The organism is Enterobacter sp. Y17 (genome assembly GCF_019730495.1).
Classification (GTDB): domain Bacteria; phylum Pseudomonadota; class Gammaproteobacteria; order Enterobacterales; family Enterobacteriaceae; genus Enterobacter; species Enterobacter asburiae_B.
In genome coordinates this window covers 2,664,793-2,683,898 of sequence record NZ_JAASKP010000001.1, presented here as the reverse complement: position 1 = coordinate 2,683,898, position 19,106 = coordinate 2,664,793, and the positions used below count along the sequence as shown (strand labels likewise).

15 protein-coding genes are annotated in these 19,106 nt (G+C 56.1%); 8 read left to right on the top strand and 7 right to left on the bottom strand.

From position 1 onward, the window contains the following. Nucleotides 1-6 precede the first annotated feature (6 nt). Together aceF and lpdA are read left to right on the top strand one after the other, a co-directional pair. Nucleotides 7-1,902 (top strand): pyruvate dehydrogenase complex dihydrolipoyllysine-residue acetyltransferase, encoded by a 1,896-nt coding sequence (gene aceF / locus HCH49_RS12645; protein WP_221702761.1) that lies wholly within the window; start codon nucleotides 7-9, stop codon nucleotides 1,900-1,902. A 175-nt stretch (nucleotides 1,903-2,077) separates the two neighbouring features. Beyond that, nucleotides 2,078-3,502: a dihydrolipoyl dehydrogenase gene (gene lpdA / locus HCH49_RS12640; protein WP_003856313.1), complete on the top strand. Its 1,425-nt coding sequence runs from the start codon at nucleotides 2,078-2,080 to the stop codon at nucleotides 3,500-3,502. A 52-nt stretch (nucleotides 3,503-3,554) separates the two neighbouring features. Here lpdA and HCH49_RS12635 read toward each other — a convergent pair whose 3' ends face one another. Both HCH49_RS12635 and HCH49_RS12630 read right to left on the bottom strand, forming a co-directional pair. Beyond that, entirely contained in the window at nucleotides 3,555-4,346 is a 792-nt protein-coding gene (locus HCH49_RS12635) for a DUF2950 family protein (RefSeq protein ID WP_221702903.1), read from the bottom strand. Between the two features lie 10 nt (nucleotides 4,347-4,356). Beyond that, nucleotides 4,357-5,913 carry a DUF3300 domain-containing protein gene (locus HCH49_RS12630; RefSeq protein WP_221702760.1) on the bottom strand — a complete coding sequence of 519 codons (1,557 nt, stop codon included), beginning with the start codon at nucleotides 5,911-5,913 and terminating at the stop codon, nucleotides 4,357-4,359. 399 nt (nucleotides 5,914-6,312) lie between these two features. Between HCH49_RS12630 and acnB the strand changes: the two genes are divergently transcribed. Then, complete coding sequence (gene acnB / locus HCH49_RS12625) at nucleotides 6,313-8,910, top strand: bifunctional aconitate hydratase 2/2-methylisocitrate dehydratase (RefSeq protein ID WP_221702759.1); 2,598 nt, start codon at nucleotides 6,313-6,315, stop codon at nucleotides 8,908-8,910. Between the two features lie 189 nt (nucleotides 8,911-9,099). Next, the gene (yacL, locus tag HCH49_RS12620) at nucleotides 9,100-9,462 is read left to right on the top strand and encodes a protein YacL (protein ID WP_023310423.1); all 363 of its coding nucleotides are present in this window, start codon (nucleotides 9,100-9,102) and stop codon (nucleotides 9,460-9,462) included. Between the two features lie 31 nt (nucleotides 9,463-9,493). Here yacL and speD read toward each other — a convergent pair whose 3' ends face one another. The 3 genes from speD to HCH49_RS12605 all read right to left on the bottom strand — a co-directional run bounded on the left by speD (nucleotide 9,494) and on the right by HCH49_RS12605 (nucleotide 11,621). Next, nucleotides 9,494-10,288 (bottom strand): adenosylmethionine decarboxylase, encoded by a 795-nt coding sequence (gene speD / locus HCH49_RS12615; RefSeq protein WP_032649781.1) that lies wholly within the window; start codon nucleotides 10,286-10,288, stop codon nucleotides 9,494-9,496. Beyond that, nucleotides 10,289-11,158 (bottom strand): polyamine aminopropyltransferase, encoded by an 870-nt coding sequence (gene speE / locus HCH49_RS12610; RefSeq protein ID WP_023310424.1) that lies wholly within the window; start codon nucleotides 11,156-11,158, stop codon nucleotides 10,289-10,291. It abuts the gene before it with no gap. A 115-nt stretch (nucleotides 11,159-11,273) separates the two neighbouring features. Next, entirely contained in the window at nucleotides 11,274-11,621 is a 348-nt protein-coding gene (locus HCH49_RS12605) for a YacC family pilotin-like protein (RefSeq protein ID WP_014882582.1), read from the bottom strand. Nucleotides 11,622-11,766: 145 nt separating this feature from the next. Here HCH49_RS12605 and cueO point away from each other — a divergent pair, with 145 nt between their 5' ends. After that, the gene (gene cueO / locus HCH49_RS12600) at nucleotides 11,767-13,335 is read left to right on the top strand and encodes a multicopper oxidase CueO (RefSeq protein ID WP_221702758.1); all 1,569 of its coding nucleotides are present in this window, start codon (nucleotides 11,767-11,769) and stop codon (nucleotides 13,333-13,335) included. 105 nt (nucleotides 13,336-13,440) lie between these two features. Here cueO and HCH49_RS12595 read toward each other — a convergent pair whose 3' ends face one another. Continuing rightward, the gene (locus HCH49_RS12595; protein ID WP_221702757.1) at nucleotides 13,441-15,831 is read right to left on the bottom strand and encodes a glucose/quinate/shikimate family membrane-bound PQQ-dependent dehydrogenase; all 2,391 of its coding nucleotides are present in this window, start codon (nucleotides 15,829-15,831) and stop codon (nucleotides 13,441-13,443) included. A gap of 208 nt (nucleotides 15,832-16,039) precedes the next feature. Here HCH49_RS12595 and hpt point away from each other — a divergent pair, with 208 nt between their 5' ends. Then, on the top strand, nucleotides 16,040-16,576 hold the full coding sequence (hpt, locus tag HCH49_RS12590) for a hypoxanthine phosphoribosyltransferase (protein ID WP_008501948.1): 537 nt from the start codon (nucleotides 16,040-16,042) through the stop codon (nucleotides 16,574-16,576). A 62-nt stretch (nucleotides 16,577-16,638) separates the two neighbouring features. Here the strand turns inward: hpt and can are convergent, their stop codons facing one another. Further along, nucleotides 16,639-17,301, bottom strand: a complete 663-nt coding sequence (gene can, locus HCH49_RS12585; RefSeq protein WP_008501947.1) for a carbonate dehydratase — start codon at nucleotides 17,299-17,301, stop codon at nucleotides 16,639-16,641. 107 nt (nucleotides 17,302-17,408) lie between these two features. Here can and HCH49_RS12580 point away from each other — a divergent pair, with 107 nt between their 5' ends. Next, complete coding sequence (locus tag HCH49_RS12580; protein WP_032660633.1) at nucleotides 17,409-18,335, top strand: ABC transporter ATP-binding protein; 927 nt, start codon at nucleotides 17,409-17,411, stop codon at nucleotides 18,333-18,335. Further along, the gene (locus HCH49_RS12575) at nucleotides 18,332-19,102 is read left to right on the top strand and encodes an ABC transporter permease (protein WP_023310428.1); all 771 of its coding nucleotides are present in this window, start codon (nucleotides 18,332-18,334) and stop codon (nucleotides 19,100-19,102) included. Before HCH49_RS12580 ends, HCH49_RS12575 begins: the two co-directional genes overlap by 4 nt. Nucleotides 19,103-19,106: the final 4 nt, after the last annotated feature.

Below are 19,106 nucleotides of genomic sequence, written 5' to 3'. Positions count from 1 at the left end.
AGAATAATGGCTATCGAAATCAATGTACCGGACATCGGGGCTGATGAAGTTGAAATCACCGAGATCCTGGTCAAAGTAGGCGACAAGGTTGAAGCTGAACAGTCGCTGATCACCGTAGAAGGCGACAAAGCCTCTATGGAAGTCCCGTCTCCTCAGGCTGGTATCGTTAAAGAGATCAAAGTCTCTGTTGGCGATAAAACCGAGACCGGCAAACTGATCATGATTTTCGATTCCGCCGACGGTGCAGCAGCTGCTGCACCTGCGCAGGAAGAGAAGAAAGCCGCTCCGGCCGCCGCTGCTCCAGCAGCTGCCGCGAGCGCGAAAGAAGTGAACGTGCCTGACATCGGCGGTGACGAAGTTGAAGTCACTGAAATCCTGGTGAAAGTGGGCGACACCGTTGCGGCTGAGCAGTCACTGATCACCGTAGAAGGCGACAAAGCCTCTATGGAAGTGCCGGCTCCGTTCGCGGGTACCGTTAAAGAGATCAAGATCAACACCGGCGACAAAGTGTCTACCGGCTCCCTGATCATGGTCTTCGAAGTGGCGGGTGCTGCACCTGCTGCAGCGCCTGCGCAGGCCGCTGCTCCGGCTCCGGCTGCTGCACCAGCAGCTGCTGGCGGCGCGAAAGATGTTAACGTACCGGACATCGGCGGTGACGAAGTTGAAGTGACCGAAGTGATGGTGAAAGTGGGCGACAAAGTTGCCGCTGAACAGTCACTGATCACCGTTGAAGGCGACAAAGCTTCTATGGAAGTGCCTGCGCCGTTCGCGGGTACCGTTAAAGAGATCAAGATCAGCACCGGCGACAAAGTGTCTACCGGCTCTCTGATCATGGTCTTCGAAGTGGAAGGCGCTGCGCCTGCCGCAGCTCCGGCTGCCGCGACTGCTCCAGCACCGGCTGCTGCACCGGCTCAGGCTGCTAAACCCGCCGCTGCCCCTGCTGCTAAAGCAGAAAAATCTGAGTTCGCTGAAAACGACGCTTACGTCCACGCTACCCCGCTGATTCGTCGCCTGGCGCGCGAGTTCGGTGTGAACCTGGCGAAAGTGAAAGGGACCGGCCGTAAGGGTCGTATCCTGCGCGAAGACGTTCAGACCTACGTGAAAGACGCGGTGAAACGCGCCGAAGCTGCACCAGCTGCAGCCGCCGGTGGCGGTATCCCGGGCATGCTGCCATGGCCGAAAGTGGACTTCAGCAAGTTCGGCGAAATCGAAGAAGTGGAGCTGGGCCGCATCCAGAAAATCTCTGGTGCTAACCTGAGCCGTAACTGGGTGATGATCCCGCACGTTACGCACTTCGACAAAACCGATATCACCGATCTGGAAGCGTTCCGTAAACAGCAGAACGCTGAAGCTGAGAAGCGCAAACTGGACGTGAAATTCACCCCAGTGGTCTTCATCATGAAAGCCGTTGCCGCTGCCCTTGAGCAGATGCCACGCTTCAACAGCTCCCTGTCCGAAGACGGCCAGAAGCTGACGCTGAAGAAATACATCAACATCGGTGTTGCGGTTGATACGCCAAATGGTCTGGTTGTTCCGGTCTTCAAAGACGTGAACAAGAAGAGCATCACTGAGCTGTCCCGTGAACTGACCGTGATCTCCAAGAAAGCGCGTGATGGTAAGCTGACTGCCGGCGAAATGCAGGGGGGCTGCTTCACTATCTCCAGCATCGGCGGCCTGGGTACCACCCACTTCGCGCCGATCGTTAACGCGCCGGAAGTGGCTATCCTCGGTGTGTCCAAGTCCGCGATGGAGCCGGTGTGGAACGGCAAAGAGTTCGTGCCGCGTCTGATGATGCCAATCTCTCTGTCCTTCGACCACCGCGTGATCGACGGTGCTGATGGTGCGCGCTTCATCACCATCATCAACAACATGCTGAGCGACATTCGCCGCCTGGTGATGTAATCGAAAAGCCGGCCAGTCGGCCGGCTTTTTTCTGATAATCTCATGATGTTTGTGAGGTTATTGGCGAAAGCGACAATTCGTGAGCCGTTTGTTGTTTCAAAATTGTTAACAATTTTGTAAACTGCGGGCGGATAGAACGACCCGGTGGACGACGGGTATAAATTAAGAGGTCATGATGAGCACAGAAATCAAAACTCAGGTCGTAGTACTTGGGGCAGGCCCGGCAGGTTACTCCGCAGCATTCCGTGCAGCGGATTTAGGTCTGGAAACCGTCATCGTAGAACGTTACAGCACCCTCGGCGGTGTTTGTCTGAACGTCGGCTGTATCCCTTCTAAAGCGCTGCTGCACGTAGCGAAAGTTATCGAAGAAGCCAAAGCGCTGGCTGAACACGGTATCGTCTTCGGCGAGCCGAAAACCGATATCGACAAAATTCGTACCTGGAAAGAGAAAGTTATCACTCAGCTGACCGGCGGTCTGGCGGGTATGGCCAAAGGCCGTAAAGTGAAAGTGGTAAACGGTCTGGGTAAATTCACCGGTGCGAACACCCTGGAAGTGGAAGGCGAAAACGGCAAAACCGTAATCAACTTCGACAACGCGATCATCGCGGCAGGCTCTCGCCCAATCGAACTGCCATTCATTCCGCATGAAGATCCACGCGTGTGGGATTCCACCGATGCGCTGGAGCTGAAAACCGTTCCTAAGCGTCTGCTGGTCATGGGCGGCGGTATCATCGGTCTGGAAATGGGTACCGTGTACCATGCTCTGGGTTCAGAGATCGACGTGGTTGAAATGTTCGACCAGGTTATCCCGGCTGCCGACAAAGACATCGTTAAAGTCTTCACCAAACGCATCAGCAAGAAATTCAACCTGATGCTGGAAACCAAAGTGACTGCCGTTGAAGCGAAAGAAGACGGTATTTACGTTTCCATGGAAGGCAAAAAAGCCCCATCCGAACCACAGCGTTACGACGCCGTGCTGGTGGCTATCGGCCGTGTGCCGAACGGTAAAAACCTCGACGCGGGCAAAGCTGGCGTGGAAGTGGACGACCGTGGCTTTATCCGCGTTGACAAGCAGCTGCGCACTAACGTGCCGCACATCTTTGCTATCGGCGATATCGTCGGTCAGCCAATGCTGGCGCACAAAGGTGTCCACGAAGGTCACGTTGCCGCTGAAGTTATCGCCGGCATGAAGCACTACTTCGATCCGAAAGTCATTCCATCTATCGCGTACACCGAGCCAGAAGTGGCATGGGTCGGTCTGACTGAGAAAGAAGCGAAAGAGAAAGGCATCAGCTACGAAACCGCCACCTTCCCGTGGGCTGCTTCTGGCCGTGCTATCGCTTCCGACTGCGCTGACGGTATGACCAAACTGATCTTCGACAAAGAGACTCACCGCGTCATCGGTGGTGCGATTGTCGGTACCAACGGCGGCGAGCTGCTGGGTGAAATCGGTCTGGCTATCGAAATGGGCTGTGACGCTGAAGACATCGCGCTGACCATCCACGCACACCCGACTCTGCACGAGTCCGTTGGCCTGGCGGCAGAAGTGTTTGAAGGCAGCATCACCGACCTGCCAAACGCGAAAGCGAAGAAGAAATAAGTTTCTTCAGATGAAAAAAGCGGCCAATGGCCGCTTTTTTTATGCGCTGCGTTCAGGGGGCCACAGGCTGCCAGGTTTTATCAGGGCTATAGGCGGCTAGCGCCCGGGCTTTCTGCTCTGAATCGCTGCCGAGATCGGACTGATACACCTTGTCGTCCTGGTTTATCACAAAGCTCATTACACCCGTCTGACCGTAGCTGACCGGCCAGGCCACCATCGCGAAACCGTGATTGTCCGGCAGGATGCGGAAGCGATAGCCGTGATAGCCGGTACCTGGCTCTTTCGGGCTAAATGCCGGGCCGAGCGGGCTGGGCGCTTCGCCGGGCGAGGCTGGCCAGTACAAACCGTCTTTTTTGCCTTTCGAGCTGACAATCTTCTGCGCGTATTTCTGGTTCATCGCAAAATAGCTTTGCTGCGCATCAACATAGGCATGCAAGGCTTCAATGGCGGCGAGCTCGTTACGCCCGATTTCACGGGTCAGGATCTCTTCAGCGCCTTCTTTGATGTCGAACTGCCAGCCTGCCGAGGTTTTGATCACCGGGATGGGAAGCTGCCAGCCGCTGTCTCCGACAACCAGATGCGCCGTATTCCCTTCGACAACCGTGGTATGACGGACGTTCCAGTCGCGCAGGAAGCGATCGACAGCATCCGGATCAACGCCCTCAGGCGGCAGAAAATCGCGCCAGTTCTCTCCGAGCAGGTTGGTCATCGCGCTCTCATTTTGCTCACTGATGGCTTTGGTCAGCGCATCGGTTGCCTGAGCGGGTGTGCTAAAAGACTGCTGCGCCATCACCGGGGCCGAAAGCATAAATAACACCATTCCGCTGAGTAGTTTACGTTTCATGTCGGTTCCCTTAGCGATGTCGAATTTCACGGCGTTCAGCACGTCCACCAGACGCCTGACGTGGCTGCTGCTGGCGCGCAGCGAGCTGTCTGCTTTGCGCACCGCGCTGCTGCTGCGCCTGCCAGTTCGCCGAGCGGCTGTCGTTACCGCTCAGCGCATTGGCCCGCGGCTGGCTGCTTCGCTGCTGGAGCGTGCGTTGCTGCGCGGGCTGCGAAGCCCGCTTCTCTTGTCTCTGCGCGGTGGTCTGGCGGTTTTCTCGCTGCTGCGCGGTGCTCCGCTTCGCCATCTGCGGTTTAGTGTCGTAGCCACGGTAGTTATTGCGCTGCGAAATCTGCTTCAGCTGTTCGCCTGAGGCCTGACGCTGCACGTCTTTCGTTCCGGTGCGCGCCGTTTGGGGGAAGGTTTTGCCCGTGGATTTCTCCATCTGGCTCAGCGCGGCCTGACGCTGGCTATCGCGATTTACCGGTTTTTGCTGCGTTGAGCTGAGCCCTGTCGCCGCGTTGGTGGAGTGGAAGCGAGTGTTGAGCTGGTTAGTCGGATAGGGCACGCCTTCCCGATAGGCCGGGTTGTGCTGCCAGGTGCGGTTGGCGTCCGTCAGGCGCTGTCCGCTGATTTTATTGAAGTTCTCAACGTTGATATTGATATTGTTATCGCCGTTGCGGTTATAGCCGCCGTGATTATCCCAGTCGCCATGGTGATGATCCCAGTCATCGTCATCATCCCAGTCTATGTTGCTGAAGATGGCATAGGTTGTGGCAACGCCCAGGCTGAAGCCTAAACCGTTTACGAAGCTGTTGCCAAACTGCTCCCCGGGTGCAGGCGGGAGATAGGTGGGCGGATAGGCGGTGTTTGGCCAGGTCCCGTAAACCGTATTGGGGTTATAGGTCGGGACGTAAACAACCTGCGGGTCGGCAGATTCAATTTTGATTACCGTTGGAGCGGGCGCGGCCGTCGTGGCTGTTGTTGCGTCGGTGGCGCTGGTTTTCGCTGGCGCCGGTTTTGTCACGGTGGTGACCGTCTGCTGGGGCGTGGATTGTAAAGCGCCGGTCTTCTGCGCCAGCGCGCGCAGGCGCTGAACGGAATCCATCACGTCCTTCGGCTGCGCGAGAAACGCATCACCCAGATTTTGTACCCACGGCGGGTTTTCACCCATCAGGGACATAAGCTGAGGAAACGCGACCAGCGATTTTACGCTGGGATCCCAGGGCTGGCTGGCAACGGCCTGAATCGCGGCGTCCCCTTCCATTTTAGGGTTGTCTTTGGACCACTGCGCCGCCTGGATCACGTTGGCCGGATAGGTCGACGCCATTAAAATTTGCGACAGCAGGGCATCCGGGTAGAGCGCGATGGGAGCAACCCATTGATCGATTTGCGCGGCAGTGTAGGCTGGCGCGACAACAGGGGCGGGCTGGGCTGCGGCAGGCGCTGGTGCAGCCGGTTGTTGTGCGACGGGAGCCGGCGCTGCGGGCTCCGTGGCGCGGCCTTTGACAAACATGACGCCCGAGGCGGCAAACAGCCCGGCACTGCACACAAGGACGAGCAGATGTGGCTTAAAGGGCAACTTCATAAAATGACTCCAACGAGACAAGCGCTGTGCCGTGAGGCGTTACGGTTGGCGTGAGTATTATTCACCCGTCTTTTACTGTTTTGACTTTTATTGGGAAGCGTCCGGGACGTCCGGATAAAGAGTGTGAGTATTTATTACACAATTATATCTGATGAAGAAAAAACTGAAGCGTCACGGTGCAGAAGATATCGCAAAAAGATGCCCTGAATCCCCGCTACACCATGCTTAACGATTCAGCAAATTTTTTAATGTTGCTTTTTTGTAAACGGATTAACACTGTGCAGAAATCCTGCTATGCTGCCCGACGCGGTATCGGGCATTTACCCTACAAACTGCTGTCTCACAGGAGCGTGAAGAGAACGCCCGCCGCATATGACAATGAGAGCGAGGAGAACCGTCGTGCTAGAAGAATACCGTAAGCACGTAGCAGAACGTGCCGCCGAGGGAATTGTACCCAAACCTTTAGATGCAACCCAAATGGCCGCGCTCGTCGAGCTGCTGAAGAACCCGCCTAAGGGCGAAGAAGAATTCCTGTTAGATCTGCTGATCAACCGCGTACCGCCTGGCGTAGATGAAGCTGCCTACGTAAAAGCCGGATTCCTTGCTGCTATCGCCAAAGGCGAAGCCACCTCCCCACTGGTTACTCCTGAAAAAGCCATTGAACTGCTCGGCACCATGCAGGGTGGTTACAACATTCATCCGCTGATTGACGCGCTGGATAACGACAAGCTGGCACCGATTGCCGCTAAAGCGCTCTCTTCCACGCTGCTGATGTTCGATAACTTCTACGATGTGGAAGAAAAAGCCAAAGCAGGGAACGTCTATGCGAAGCAGGTGATGCAGTCCTGGGCTGATGCCGAATGGTTCCTGAACCGCCCTGCGCTGGCTGAAAAAATCACCGTTACCGTCTTTAAAGTGACCGGTGAAACCAACACCGATGACCTCTCTCCGGCACCGGACGCGTGGTCTCGCCCGGATATCCCTCTGCACGCTCTGGCGATGCTGAAAAACGTCCGTGAAGGTATTGAGCCGGATCAGCCGGGCAGCGTCGGCCCGATCAAACAGATCGAAGCCCTGCAGAAAAAAGGGTTCCCGCTGGCCTATGTGGGTGACGTTGTGGGTACCGGTTCTTCCCGTAAGTCCGCAACCAACTCCGTGCTGTGGTTCATGGGCGACGACATTCCGCACGTGCCGAACAAGCGCGGCGGCGGCCTGTGCCTCGGCGGCAAAATTGCGCCAATCTTCTTCAACACCATGGAAGATGCGGGCGCCCTGCCAATCGAAGTGGACGTTTCTAACCTGAACATGGGCGACGTGATTGACGTTTACCCGTACAAAGGCGAAGTGCGCAACCACGAGACCAACGAGCTGCTGGCAAGCTTCGAGCTGAAAACCGACGTGCTGATCGACGAAGTGCGCGCCGGTGGCCGTATCCCGCTGATCATTGGTCGTGGTCTGACTACCAAAGCGCGTGAAGCGCTGGGTCTGCCGCACTCTGACGTTTTCCGTCAGGCGAAAGACGTTGCTGAAAGCAACCGCGGTTATTCTCTGGCACAGAAAATGGTGGGGCGCGCGTGCGGCGTAGCCGGTATTCGTCCTGGCGCGTACTGCGAGCCTAAGATGACCTCCGTGGGCTCTCAGGACACCACTGGCCCAATGACCCGTGACGAACTGAAAGACCTGGCGTGCCTGGGCTTCTCTTCTGATCTGGTGATGCAGTCCTTCTGCCACACGGCGGCCTATCCGAAGCCGGTTGACGTGACCACGCACCACACGCTGCCAGACTTCATCATGAACCGCGGCGGCGTTTCCCTGCGTCCGGGTGACGGCGTAATCCACTCCTGGCTGAACCGCATGCTGCTGCCGGATACCGTCGGTACCGGCGGTGACTCCCATACCCGTTTCCCAATCGGTATCTCCTTCCCGGCGGGCTCCGGTCTGGTGGCGTTTGCTGCTGCGACCGGCGTGATGCCGCTGGATATGCCGGAATCGGTGCTGGTGCGCTTCAAAGGTAAAATGCAGCCGGGCATCACCCTGCGCGACCTGGTTCACGCGATCCCGCTGTATGCGATTAAACAGGGCCTGCTGACCGTTGAGAAGAAAGGGAAGAAAAACATCTTCTCTGGCCGTATCCTGGAAATTGAAGGTCTGCCGGATCTGAAAGTGGAGCAGGCGTTCGAGCTGACCGATGCTTCCGCCGAGCGCTCTGCGGCTGGCTGTACCATCAAGCTGAACAAAGAGCCGATTATCGAGTATCTGACCTCCAACATCGTGCTGCTGAAGTGGATGATTGCAGAAGGCTACGGCGACCGTCGTACGCTGGAGCGTCGTATCCAGGGCATGGAAAAATGGCTGGCCGATCCGCAGCTGCTGGAAGCCGATGCTGACGCAGAGTACGCGGCGGTGATCGACATCGATCTGGCGGATATCAAAGAGCCAATCCTGTGTGCGCCGAACGATCCGGACGACGCGCGTCCGCTGTCTGAGGTTCAGGGCGAGAAGATCGACGAAGTGTTCATCGGATCCTGTATGACCAACATCGGTCACTTCCGTGCTGCCGGTAAGCTGCTGGATACCCACAAAGGCCAGCTGCCAACCCGTCTGTGGGTGGCGCCGCCAACCCGTATGGACGCGGCACAGCTGACCGAAGAGGGCTACTACAGCGTGTTTGGTAAGAGCGGTGCGCGTATCGAAATCCCTGGCTGTTCCCTGTGCATGGGCAACCAGGCGCGCGTAGCCGACGGTGCGACGGTGGTTTCCACCTCTACCCGTAACTTCCCGAACCGTTTAGGTACCGGTGCGAACGTCTTCCTGGCCTCTGCGGAGCTGGCGGCGGTTGCGGCGCTGATTGGCAAACTGCCAACGCCGGAAGAGTACCAGACCTTTGTGGCTCAGGTGGATAAGACCGCGGTGGATACCTATCGCTATCTGAACTTCGACCAGCTTTCTCAGTACACCGAGAAGGCCGACGGGGTTATCTTCCAGACGGCGGTATAAACAGCAAAACCGTCTCCATGAGACGGTTTTTAGTGTTTGCACCCTCTCCCGTGGGAGAGGGGCGGGTGAGGGCATCAGGCCGCAGGGTCTTGCTCTCACCTTTTTATTTTCATTCCTCCCACCTCTCACGCTTTTTTTCTTCCTCGCTGCTGCGATAATTACCTTAATGGCTTTGCAGAGGAAAACACTATGGATTACGAATTTCTGCGCGACATCACCGGAGTGGTGAAAGTGCGTATGTCGATGGGCCACGAAGCCGTTGGACACTGGTTTAACGAAGAGGTGAAAGAAAATCTCGCACTTCTTGATGAGGTTGAACAGGCGGCAAATACGGTGAAAGGCAGTGAACGATCCTGGCAGCGCGCCGGGCATGAATATACGCTGTGGATGGACGGTGAAGAGGTCATGGTGCGTGCCAACCAGCTCGAGTTTTCAGGTGACGAGATGGAAGAGGGGATGAGCTACTATGACGAAGAAAGCCTGTCGATGTGCGGCGTAGAGGATTTCCTTCAGGTGGTAAATGCCTACCGCGACTTTATGAAACAGAAATAACAGCCCGGAGCATCCCTGCTCCGGCTTGCTCTTACACGGCCGGAATATTGCGGCCGTAGTAAATCTCGCGCATCTCTTTCCAGAGCAGGTCAGTAATCGCCTTACGCTCTTCTTCGCTCAAATCTTCCGGCTTCGTGTGGAACATATAGTGCTTAAGGTCGAATTCCTTAAGTAACATCTTGGTATGGAAGATATTTTCCTGATACACGTTCACGTCCATCATGTCGTACAGCGATTTCATGTCCTCGGACATAAAGTTCTGGATGGAGTTGATTTCGTGGTCGATGAAATGCTTCATGCCGTTGATATCGCGGGTAAAACCACGCACGCGATAGTCAATGGTGACGATGTCCGATTCCAGCTGGTGGATTAAATAGTTCAGCGCGTTCAGCGGTGAAATCACGCCGCAGGTCGACACTTCAATATCGGCGCGGAACGTGCACAGCCCGCCTTCCGGGTGACTCTCCGGGTAGGTGTGCACGCAGATATGGCTTTTATCCAGGTGGGCCACGACCACTTCCGGCAGCGGGCCCGGATGTTCAGTTTTGTCGATAAGCTTCGGATCGACCGGCTCTTCGCTGACCAGAATAGTCACGCTGGCGCCCTGAGGTTCATAATCCTGTCGGGCGATGTTCAGGATGTTTGCGCCAATAATGGAACAGGTTTCTGACAGGATCTCGGTCAGACGGTTGGCGTTGTAGAGTTCGTCGATATAGGCGATGTAACCATCGCGTTCTTCCGCTGTTTTGGCATAGCAGATATCGTAAATACAAAAACTCAGGCTTTTCGTCAGGTTGTTAAAGCCATGCAGTTTAAGCTTTTTCAATTAGCTCACCCCCTTAGTGGATAATGCGTCTTGCAGGTACTGCGGCAGAGCAAACGCTGCGGTATGGATAGCCGGATTGTAGTATCGGCACTGAAGACCGGCCTGATGGAAGCGGGCCTGAATAATTTCGGTGGAGAGATGGCGTAATACGTCGTTATCGGTCGCCCAGGCAAAGGTCATGATCCCGCCGTAGTACGTCGGAATAGCGGCCTGATAGAAGCTGACATCATCGAAATAGGTGCTCAGCTTACGATGGCTGTCGAGCGCTTCATCCTGCTGCAGGAAGCAGACGCCATTTTGTGCGACGAAGATCCCGCCCGGGTTCAGGCAGCGCTTGCAGCCTTCGTAGAAGGAGGAGGTAAACAGCGACGCGCCGGGGCCGATTGGGTCGGTGCAGTCGGAGATAATGACGTCAAAGGTCTGCGAGGTCTGGTTAACAAAGTTAACGCCGTCGTCAATCACCAGGCTAAAGCGCGGATCGTCATAGCTACCGGCATTGTGGTTGGGCAGATACTGGCGGCAGAAAGAGACGACGCCCGCATCGATTTCCACCATGGTGATGGTTTCAATGGAACGATGGCGGGACACTTCACGCAGCATTGCGCCGTCGCCGCCGCCGATAATCAGGACATGCTTCGCGTGTCCGTGCGCCAGCAGCGGAACGTGGGTCATCATTTCGTGATAGATAAACTCGTCGCGCTCGGTGGTTTGCACCACGCCGTCCAGCGCCATCACGCGGCCAAAGGCGGCGTTTTCGAAGATAATGAGATCCTGGTGATCGGTTTTCTCATGATAGAGCACGTTATCAACGGCAAAGTACTGACCAAACTGGTCATGCAGTGTTTCATGCCACAACGTGTGGTCGGCCATACGCGGACTCCTCCTTTGTTAACATCCGTTACGCTCGCAAAAAATGAGCGAAACATGATAGCTAACTATAACCGTGGTTGCACGGCTATAGGTTCAACAGGGGGCGTCGGGAAGGTTATTTGACGTAGGCGAGCAGGCTGAGTGAGTCGCGAGCCAGCGCTTTACATTTTTTGGCGGTGGGAATACCAATACCGCTCAAGTCACGGTAGCTGTCTTCGCCGAGGGCCTTCATGTCGAAGCTGTCGTAGTTGCTGAGATCCCACTGGTTTTGCTGGGCAAAAAAGACCAGCGCGCGGCGAATCTGCCCGTTGGGTAAATTCTGGTAGCCACAATCATTTTTCAGGAATACAAAAACCGCCGTTAAATCGGCCATATCTTCCGCTTCATTTTCACTTAGCGCATAGCTGTTCGCACACATTGCCATCAGGCTTCCGAACAAAATTGTCCTGAAAAACGTCTTCATTGCTTCTACCACTTCTTCACGGAAAATTAACGTTAGCATACTTGATGCCGGTGCGACGATCTTTATTATTGCCGCTTTACTTGACCTTCCGGTAAGGGGAGGGTTTATGCTCAAAAGATCGCCTGCTGGAAATAAGGAAATGAACATGCAACGTCGTGATTTTTTAAAATATTCCGCTGTGCTGGGGGCTGCCAGCGCATTACCTCTCTGGAGCCGCGCGGTTTTAGCGGCCGACAGGCCTGCCTTACCCATTCCTGACTTACTGACCGCTGACGCCCGCAGCCGTATCCAGCTTGTGGTTCAGGCCGGTAAAACGACGTTCGGCGAGCACAACGCCACGACGTGGGGCTATAACGGCAATTTGCTCGGTCCGGCGCTTCAGCTACGTAAAGGGAAAGCGGTGACGGTGGATATCCACAACACGCTCGCCGAAGAGACGACGCTGCACTGGCACGGGCTGGAAGTGCCGGGCGAGGTGGACGGCGGGCCGCAGGGCATCATCAAAGCGGGCGGTACGCGCAGCGTCACCTTTACGCCCGATCAGCGCGCGGCGACCTGCTGGTTCCATCCGCATCAACATGGCAAAACGGGCCATCAGGTGGCGATGGGGCTGGCGGGGCTGGTGCTGATTGAAGACGACGAAAGCCGCCTGCTGCGCCTGCCGAAACAGTGGGGCATTGACGATGTACCGGTGATTGTGCAGGACAAGAAATTCAACGCTGACGGGCAAATTGACTATCAGCTGGACGTGATGAGCGCGGCGGTAGGCTGGTTTGGCGACACGTTGCTGACCAACGGCGCCATTTACCCTCAGCATGCCGCGCCGAAAGGCTGGCTGCGCCTGCGCCTGCTCAACGGCTGTAACGCGCGCTCGCTCAATTTTGCCGCCAGCGATAAACGCCCGCTGTATGTGGTCGCCAGCGACGGCGGCCTGCTGCCGGAGCCGCTGAAGGTGAGCGAGCTGCCGATGCTCATGGGCGAACGCTTTGAGGTGCTGGTGGATATCAGCGACGGCAAGCCGTTTGACCTCGTAACCCTGCCGGTGAGCCAGATGGGGATGGCGGTCGCACCGTTTGATAAGCCGCATCCGGTGCTGCGTATTCAGCCATTGCTGGTGGCCGCATCCGGCACGCTGCCTGATACGTTAACCACTTTGCCAGCCCTCCCGTCGCTGGAGGGGCTTACGCAGCGCAAGCTGCAGCTCTCAATGAACCCGATGCTCGATATGATGGGCATGCAGGCGCTGATGGCGAAATATGGCGATAAGGCGATGGCGGGGATGCAGCACGGCCAGATGATGGGCCACATGAATATGGACCACGGCAAAATGGGCGGCATGGGGAATATGAATCACGGCGACCATGGCTTTGATTTCCACAACGCCAACATGATCAACGGCAAAGCGTTCGACATGAACACGCCGATGTTTGCTGCGACAAAGGGTCAGCTTGAGCGCTGGGTGATTTCAGGCGAAGGGGACATGATGCTGCACCCGTTCCATATCCACGGCACCCAGTTCCGTATTCTCACAGAGAACGGCAAAGCGCCGGATGCGCATCGCGCGGGCTGGAAAGATACGGTGAGAGTGGAGGGCGGCGTCAGCGAGGTGCTGGTGAAGTTTGACCACGAGGCGCCGAAGGAGTTTGCCTATATGGCGCACTGCCACCTGCTGGAGCATGAGGATACGGGGATGATGCTGGGGTTCACGGTATAAAAAAGCCGGGTGGTCGCAGGTGCGGCCTGATGCCCTCACCCTGACCCTCTCCCACAGGGAGAGGGAACAAACACAAAAACGGCAACCGAAGTTGCCGTTTTGCTTTTATTTGCCTTCGTCAGGCAACGCATACGCGACGATGTAGTCGCCCATCTTCGTGCCAAACGAACCGTGACCGCCCGCTGAGATGACAACGTACTGCTTGCCATTCACTTCATAGGTCATCGGCGTGGCCTGTCCACCCGCCGGCAGACGGCCCTGCCACAGTTTTTCACCGTTGGTCATGTTGTACGCGCGCAGGTAGTTATCTGCGGTTGCCGCGATGAACAGCACGTTACCGGCGGTGGAGATTGGGCCACCCAGCATTGGCATACCCATATTGAACGGCACCGGAACAGGCATCGGGAACGGCATGCTGTCCTGTGGCGTACCAATACGTTTTTTCCATACGATCTGGTTAGTCTTCAGATCCAGACCGGAGATATAACCCCAGGCAGGCTGTTTACACGGCAGACCAAACGGCGACAGGAACGGGTTCAGCGTCACGCCAAACGGCACGCCGTACTGCGGCTGAATGCCGGCTTCGGTACCGCTGCCTTTCGCGTCTTTCGGCTGCTCCATTGGGTTGCCCGGACCGCGTGGGATCAGGCGGGAAACGAACGGCAGCGCCATCGGGTTAGCAATCGCCACCTGACGGTTAGGGTCAACGGAGATCCCGCCCCACTCGAACATCCCCAGGTTACCCGGGAAGACCAGCGTGCCCTGCTCAGACGGCGGCGTGAAGATGCCTTCATAGCGCAGCTGGTGGAACATCACGCGGCACACCAGCTGGTCAAACATGGTGGCGCCCCACATGTCCGCACCGCTGAGGTCTTTCTTCGGACGGAAGCTCAGGTCAGAGAACGGCTGGGTTTTGCTGACGTAATCGCCTTTCGCCGCGCCCTGCGGAACCGGTTTTTCCGGTGCTGGCACAACCAGCTTACCGTTGCTGCGATCCAGCACGAAGATGTTGCCCGTCTTGGCCGGCGCGTAAATCACCGGAACGGTTTTGCCATCAACGGTAATGTCCGCCAGCGTCGGCTGGGACGGCATATCCATATCCCACAGATCGTGGTGAACGGTCTGGTAGCTCCACGCCAGCTTGCCGGTGGTCGCGTTCAGCGCCACGATAGCGCTCGCATAACGCTCCTGCTCCGGCGTGCGGTTACCGCCCCAGATATCTGGCGTGGTCACACCCATTGGCAGATAGACCAGGTCCAGCTTCGCGTCATACGCCGCTGGCGCCCAGGAGTTTGGCGAGTTAAAGGTAAAGGTGTGCTCGTCCGACGGGATCGCGTTGGGATCTTTCGCGCCCGGGTCGAAGGCCCACAGCAGTTTACCGGTGTTCACGTCGAAACCACGGATTACGCCGGAGGTTTCACGCGTGGAGAAGTTATCCGTTACCGAACCGGCAATCACGATGGTTTTATCGGTGATGATTGGCGGTGAGGTTGGCTCATACAGACCCGGCGTGGTGTCCGGCATGTTGGTCTGCAGGTTCAGGATACCTTTGTTGGCAAAGGTTTCACACAGCTTGCCCGTTTCGGCATTGATGGCGAACAGACGGCCATCGTTCACCGGCAGCATGATGCGGCGAGGACAGTCAGCAATGACTTCCGGGCTCGCATTATCGGCGCGCGCTTCGTGGTAAGAGACGCCGCGGCAGGTGACGTGCTGGAAGGACGGGTTGGAATTCAGCTGCGGATCGAAGTGCCATTTCTCTTTACCGGTGGCCGCGTCGAGCGCGAACAGACGCTGGTGCGCCGTACACAGGTAGAGCATATTGCCGACTTTAATCGGCGTGACTTCGTTGGTCAGTTCACCCGGATCGTTCGGCATCTTCAGATCGCCGGTACGGAATACCCAGGCTTCCTTCAGGTTTTTGACGTTGTCCGCGTTGATCTGCTTCAGCGGGGAGTAACGTTGACCTTCCTGGTTACGGCCATACGCTGGCCAGTCGCCGTCAGCGACCTGCGAGATAGCCGCAGCAGGCGTGGATTCTGCGTTCAGCGTACCGTTGATCTCCTGCGGGTCATTAAAGCCAGCCCAGGTCAGAATGCCGCCGGTAATCAGCAGGGCAACAACCAGGCCCTCCACCGCGCCGCTGGAAGGCACAATCAGGCGACGCCAGACGAACGGCAGGATCAGCCAGATACCAAAGAAGACCAGGATGTCGCTGCGCGGCGTCAGTGCCCAGAAGTCAAAACCGACTTCCCAGACGCCCCAGATCATGGTGGCAAGGAGGAGGGCGGCATACAGCCACAGTGCAGATTGTTTTCTACGCAACAGCAGGACGGTTACGCCAATCATAACCAGACCCGCAATCGGGTAGTACCAGGAGCCGCCTAAAGCGACCAGCCAGACGCCACCGATTAACAGATACAGCGCGCAGAAGGCTGCGAATGCGGCTGTTAATGTCACCAGTAGACGCGGCTGTTTAGAGTTTGTTTCAGCCATAGAAAGTGTACTCGTCAGTTTTTGTTAATAATTTGCTAGCAACTAATTATAGGTATTAACAAGTGTGATCGGAATCACAATATTTGCTTTTTATAACTCATACGCCAGGCTTATCCATTTGCTGATATAATGGCTGGCTTGCGTATCAGTGCTGGATATTAACTCATCCGTATTGAGAGATTTTCAATAAAATCATTTGGTTAGTAATATGAAACATACTGTTGAAGTGATGATCCCGGAAGCCGAGATCAAAGCGCGTATCGCCGAACTGGGTCGTCAAATCACCGAACATTACAAGGACAGCGGCAGCGAAATGGTGCTGGTCGGTCTGTTGCGCGGCTCTTTCATGTTCATGGCAGACCTGTGCCGTGAGGTGCATGTGCCCCATGAGGTCGATTTTATGACCGCCTCCAGCTACGGCAGCGGCATGTCCACTACCCGTGATGTGAAAATCCTGAAAGATCTGGATGAAGATATTCGTGGCAAAGATGTGTTGATCGTTGAGGACATTATCGACTCCGGCAACACGCTGTCAAAAGTGCGCGAGATCCTGAGCCTGCGCGAGCCAAAATCTCTGGCGATTTGTACGCTGCTGGATAAACCTGACCGTCGCGAAGTGCAGGTGCCGGTAGAGTTCGTGGGCTTCTCGATTCCTGACGAATTCGTCGTCGGTTACGGCATTGACTACGCGCAGCGTTATCGTCATCTGCCGTATGTGGGGAAAGTGGTACTGCTGGACGAGTAATCGAGGGCTGATGTCCTCACCCCCGGCCCTCTCCCACAGGGAGAGGGAGAAAATCCCCGGCTTTATTTATGATTTACATGCTTAAGCTGAAGGTTGGCAATCCCCGAACGGTAACGCTGCTCCAGCGTTTCGCGGTTGGTGGCGGTCACTTCCAGATTGCGCAGCAGGCCATCGTGAATCCCGTACGCCCAGCCGTGGATAGAGACCTTCTGCCCGCGTTTCCACGCTGATTGCATGATCGTTGAGTGGCCCAGGTTATACACCTGCTCCATCACGTTGAGTTCGCAAAGGGTATCCATACGACGCTCCTGCGGCATTTCGCCCAGCAGTGAGCTATGTTTGAACCAGATATCGCGGATGTGCAGTAGCCAGTTATCAATGAGCCCCAGTTCCGTGTTTTCAACCGCCGCCTGCACGCCGCCGCAGCCATAATGGCCGCAAATGATGATGTGCTCGACTTGCAGAACGTCCACGGCATACTGAACAACAGAAAGACAGTTGAGATCGGTGTGAATCACGAGATTGGCGACATTGCGGTGAACAAACAGTTCACCGGGTTCAAGGCCGGTCAGGCGCTCCGCCGGTACGCGGCTGTCGGAACATCCAATCCAGAGAAAGCGTGGGTTCTGAGCCTGCGCGAGTTTTCCAAAAAATCCGGGGTCTTCCTCCACCAGCATTTTTGACCATAGTGCATTGTTGCTGATGAGTGTATCTATGTTGTTCATGGAGGTTAGCGACCTGTAACCGAGTTATTGCGTTGCGCTACTATAGGGTAACCCGACTTTTAATGAAACCACACAACGTGTGTAAGAACTGAAGGTAAGTTAATTTCATGGCAATTGCACTGGAGCTTGAGCAGCTTAAAAAAACCTATCCGGGTGGCGTTCAGGCGCTACGCGGAATAGATCTGAAAGTAGAGGCCGGCGATTTTTACGCGCTTCTGGGGCCGAACGGGGCCGGGAAATCGACCACCATTGGGATTATCAGCTCGCTGGTCAATAAAACGTCCGGCCGGGTGAGCGTCTTTGGGTACGACCTGCAAAAAGATGTGGTGAACGCCAAGCGCCAGCTGGGCCTGGTTCCGCAGGAGTTCAACTTCAACCCATTCGAGACGGTGCAGCAAATTGTCGTTAACCAGGCGGGCTATTACGGCGTTGAGCGTAAAGAGGCCCTCGAGCGTAGCGAAAAATACCTTAAGCAGCTCGATCTGTGGGAAAAGCGTAACGAACGCGCGCGCATGTTGTCCGGCGGGATGAAGCGCCGCCTGATGATTGCCCGTGCGCTGATGCACGAGCCAAAGCTGCTGATCCTCGATGAACCGACAGCGGGTGTTGATATCGAACTTCGTCGCTCCATGTGGGGCTTCCTGAAAGATCTCAACGACAAAGGCACCACCATTATTCTGACCACCCACTATCTGGAAGAGGCTGAAATGCTGTGCCGCAATATCGGCATCATTCAGAACGGCGAGCTGGTGGAAAACACCTCGATGAAGAATCTGCTCTCCAAGCTGAAATCCGAAACCTTCATTCTCGATCTGGCGGCGAAAAGCGCGCTGCCAAAACTTGAAGGTTACAACTATCGTCTGGTAGATACCTCAACGCTGGAAGTGGAAGTGCTGCGCGAGCAGGGGATTAACAGCGTGTTCTCACAGCTGAGCGCGCAGGGGATTCAGGTTTTAAGTATGCGTAACAAAGCGAACCGACTGGAAGAGCTGTTTGTCTCTCTGGTACATGACAAACAAGGAGACAAGGCATGACGCATCTTTACTGGGTCGCGCTGAAAAGTATCTGGGCGAAAGAGATCAACCGCTTTATGCGTATCTGGGTGCAAACCCTGGTGCCGCCGGTCATCACGATGACGCTCTATTTCATCATCTTCGGTAACCTGATTGGCTCCCGGATTGGTGAGATGCACGGCTTTACCTATATGCAGTTTATCGTGCCGGGCCTGATCATGATGGCGGTGATCACCAATGCCTACGCCAACGTGGCGTCGTCGTTTTTCAGCGCCAAGTTCCAGCGCAATATTGAAGAGCTGCTGGTCGCGCCGGTGCCGACGCACGTCATTATCGCGGGCTATGTCGGCGGCGGCGTGGCGCGCGGGCTGTGCGTGGGGATCCTGGTCACGGCGATTTCGCTGTTCTTCGTGCCGTTCCAGGTCCACTCGTGGCTGTTTGTCGCGCTGACGCTGCTTCTGACGGCGATCCTCTTCTCGCTGGCCGGTCTGCTGAACGCCGTGTTCGCCAAAACGTTTGACGACATCAGCCTGATCCCGACCTTCGTGCTGACGCCGCTGACCTATCTCGGCGGGGTGTTCTACTCCCTGACGCTGCTGCCACCGTTCTGGCAGGCGCTGTCGCACCTGAACCCGATTGTCTACATGATCAGCGGGTTCCGCTTTGGCTTCCTCGGCATCACCGATGTGCCGCTGTTTACCACGGTGGCGGTGCTGGTGGTGTTCATCATCGCCTTCTACCTGCTCTGCTGGTCGCTGATCCAGCGCGGACGCGGGCTGCGCAGCTAATCTT

Excerpts from the sequence above, each read along its gene's own strand:
- aceF (WP_221702761.1), top strand. The coding sequence starts at position 7 with ATGGCTATCGAAATCAATGTACCGGACATCGGGGCTGATGAAGTTGAA.
- lpdA (WP_003856313.1), top strand. The coding sequence starts at position 2,078 with ATGAGCACAGAAATCAAAACTCAGGTCGTAGTACTTGGGGCAGGCCCG.
- HCH49_RS12635 (WP_221702903.1), bottom strand. The coding sequence starts at position 4,346 with ATGAAACGTAAACTACTCAGCGGAATGGTGTTATTTATGCTTTCGGCC.
- HCH49_RS12630 (WP_221702760.1), bottom strand. The coding sequence starts at position 5,913 with ATGAAGTTGCCCTTTAAGCCACATCTGCTCGTCCTTGTGTGCAGTGCC.
- yacL (WP_023310423.1), top strand. The coding sequence starts at position 9,100 with ATGGATTACGAATTTCTGCGCGACATCACCGGAGTGGTGAAAGTGCGT.
- speE (WP_023310424.1), bottom strand. The coding sequence starts at position 11,158 with ATGGCCGACCACACGTTGTGGCATGAAACACTGCATGACCAGTTTGGT.
- HCH49_RS12605 (WP_014882582.1), bottom strand. The coding sequence starts at position 11,621 with ATGAAGACGTTTTTCAGGACAATTTTGTTCGGAAGCCTGATGGCAATG.
- cueO (WP_221702758.1), top strand. The coding sequence starts at position 11,767 with ATGCAACGTCGTGATTTTTTAAAATATTCCGCTGTGCTGGGGGCTGCC.
- HCH49_RS12595 (WP_221702757.1), bottom strand. The coding sequence starts at position 15,831 with ATGGCTGAAACAAACTCTAAACAGCCGCGTCTACTGGTGACATTAACA.
- hpt (WP_008501948.1), top strand. The coding sequence starts at position 16,040 with ATGAAACATACTGTTGAAGTGATGATCCCGGAAGCCGAGATCAAAGCG.
- can (WP_008501947.1), bottom strand. The coding sequence starts at position 17,301 with ATGAACAACATAGATACACTCATCAGCAACAATGCACTATGGTCAAAA.
- HCH49_RS12580 (WP_032660633.1), top strand. The coding sequence starts at position 17,409 with ATGGCAATTGCACTGGAGCTTGAGCAGCTTAAAAAAACCTATCCGGGT.
- HCH49_RS12575 (WP_023310428.1), top strand. The coding sequence starts at position 18,332 with ATGACGCATCTTTACTGGGTCGCGCTGAAAAGTATCTGGGCGAAAGAG.